The sequence below is a fragment of the Intestinibacter sp. genome (assembly GCF_022780145.1).
GTDB lineage: Bacteria > Bacillota > Clostridia > Peptostreptococcales > Peptostreptococcaceae > Intestinibacter.
The window spans coordinates 1-2,242 of record NZ_JALEXO010000067.1 but is presented as its reverse complement, the minus strand read 5'-3'; the positions used below and the strand labels follow the sequence as shown (position 1 = coordinate 2,242).

The window sequence follows — 2,242 nt, the reverse complement described above, 5'->3', positions numbered from 1 at the left end:
AGCAGATAGACCTGCGACGAACGCATTTTGTGCTATACCTATAGTTGAGGCACCGCCTATAGCAAGACCTGCAATTGTTACGGCTGTTATCCAAGTACCGTTTTTACCTTTGTATAATAAGAAATTTTCCCCGTCTTTTTTTTCTTTTTTTGACATAAATATTCCCAAAGCTAGTAGGAATACTACGTATAATATTACTATTATTAATGGCGTATTCATGATTTTTTCTCCTTTATAAATAAATTTACAATATTAAAAATTTACACTTTTTATTTTTTATTTTTCCCTTAATTTTTATATCTATTTTTTTATTAATCTTGAAGAAGAGGAACTACACTACCTCCATAAGGTAATATGCATACATCTTTTCCTTCAAAATCTACTTTTTCTAATAATTCATCTATATTTTTATAAGAATCTATATTTAAATCTTTTACGAAGTTTGGATCGATTTCACTTAGCATAAGTAAATTTGATTTTGCAATTGCTTCACATAGTGCGTAGAATATATATCCTCCTATTGTGAAATTTGCTCTTAATTCTTCATCTAAAACTCCTCTTTTTAGTGGGTCTATCCAGCTGAAGAAATCAGGTGCTCCTCCACCTTCTCTACATTCTGCTAGGAATATTACTGTTCCACCCTTTTTAACTGCTCTTGTAGCGTTGAATATGCTCTTTGTAGATTGATATAGGTTTATATCCTTAGGATATCCACCGCAACTAGCTATAACTATGTCTGCTTCTTTTTCTATTGGCACACCATAGCAATCGTCTACATATTTGCAGCTTTTTAGCCAAGCGTCGTGGAAGTCACCACAGAATAATTTACTGTGTTTAGATTTAGTATTTACTACTATTTGTATACTAAATGCTACGTCTAAAAGAGCTCCTGCTTGATTCATATCTTCATTTACAGGATTGTTATCTAGAAGTCTTGCTCCAACCTTTGGATCAGTTCTCTTTTCAGTTTTTGATAAGCATCTCATGTGGTTTTGTTTTATAGTTTGACGTCCTGCAACTCCAGGAATTACACTCTTTCTTCCTCCACCGAAACCTGCCATAATATGATGAACTGTACCTGTTACCATTATTACTTTTCTTCCTACTACAAGTGGATTTACATATACATCTGTACCTAATTCAGTCTTTCCTATGAAAACTAAATCATCTGCATCGCAGTCGTGGTTTACTACCTTTACCTTGTCGTAAACTTTTTTAGAAGCTAACTGACATAATTCTTCCTCTGTTTGTTTTCTGTGAGTTCCTATAGCCACTACAATCACTATATCATCGTAAGCTACACCTATTTCATCTACTAAATAGTCTACTAATTGTTCGCAAACTAAATCTTGACGTTGCCAAAATCTAGTTATATCACTTATAACTATAGTTACCTTGTCGCCTTTTGAAACTACTTCCTTTAAAGGCTTAGAATTTATCATATCTGTTGTAACACCTTTGATAAACTCAGCTTTAAGGTCAGTAATTTCGTCCATAGGATTTTCATTTAATACAGTAACTGATTTAGCCTTTGATAAATCAATTTCCACTTTAGAATCCCCATACTTTAAATCTAACATGTCCTCTCCTCCTCGATTATTTTTTTGACAAATAAATTAAAAAAGAGAACTCTTTCAGAGTTCTCTTAAATATCAATTTAATCCTATTTGCCCAATTTAAAATTTTTTAATTTCCTTTTAAACGAAAGTCAAACATGAACTCTTTAGAAAAGATTTACTTTTTATATCTTTGCAATAAAAATAGCCAGCGCTAAAATAAAAGCCCCAGAATATAAAGTAAAGATATCTATATAATTTTGTAAATTCTCTTCTAATTCCTTCCATTTTATTTTCCCCCATTTAAAATAGCTTCTACCATTAATTTTAATAAATTGGCATAAAATGTCAATCAATAATTTTATTTTTATATATAATTTTAATTTATTATTGCATTTCGACTAAAAAACTGAAAAAAGGATAAATTTTAAATTTACCCTTTTTAAAAAATTTTACAATTTACTTCCATTATCTACCCAGTCCTTGGCCTCATCAGTCTGATCCTCGGATGGTGCACTTACATTTGTGTGCGGATAAAACTTGCTTTGATCAGCCCAAGCTGCTGTGTAATTGTCGTTTAGACGCACCTTTGAATAGAGTCTTTTGTTGTTGTAGCCTTTTAGCTGTCTGCTTACTTTAGGATGCTCATCTTTCAAAATACCACCTCCCAAATCTTTTTATTATTT

General features: G+C 31.5%; 2 protein-coding genes and 1 pseudogene. All 3 read right to left on the bottom strand.

Annotation, left to right across the window (positions count from 1 at the left end; all coding sequences use genetic code 11):
• Positions 1–219: pseudogene (locus MR593_RS02560) on the bottom strand (sodium:solute symporter family protein); the annotation flags it as partial.
• Between the two features lie 92 nt (positions 220–311).
• Positions 312–1,580: a nickel-dependent lactate racemase gene (larA, locus tag MR593_RS02555; protein ID WP_290686671.1), complete on the bottom strand. Its 1,269-nt coding sequence runs from the start codon at positions 1,578–1,580 to the stop codon at positions 312–314.
• Positions 1,581–2,008: 428 nt separating this feature from the next.
• The gene (locus MR593_RS02550) at positions 2,009–2,212 is read right to left on the bottom strand and encodes a DUF3787 domain-containing protein (RefSeq protein WP_290686669.1); all 204 of its coding nucleotides are present in this window, start codon (positions 2,210–2,212) and stop codon (positions 2,009–2,011) included.
• Positions 2,213–2,242 lie beyond the last annotated feature (30 nt).

Excerpts from the sequence above, each read along its gene's own strand:
- larA (WP_290686671.1), bottom strand. The coding sequence starts at position 1,580 with ATGTTAGATTTAAAGTATGGGGATTCTAAAGTGGAAATTGATTTATCA.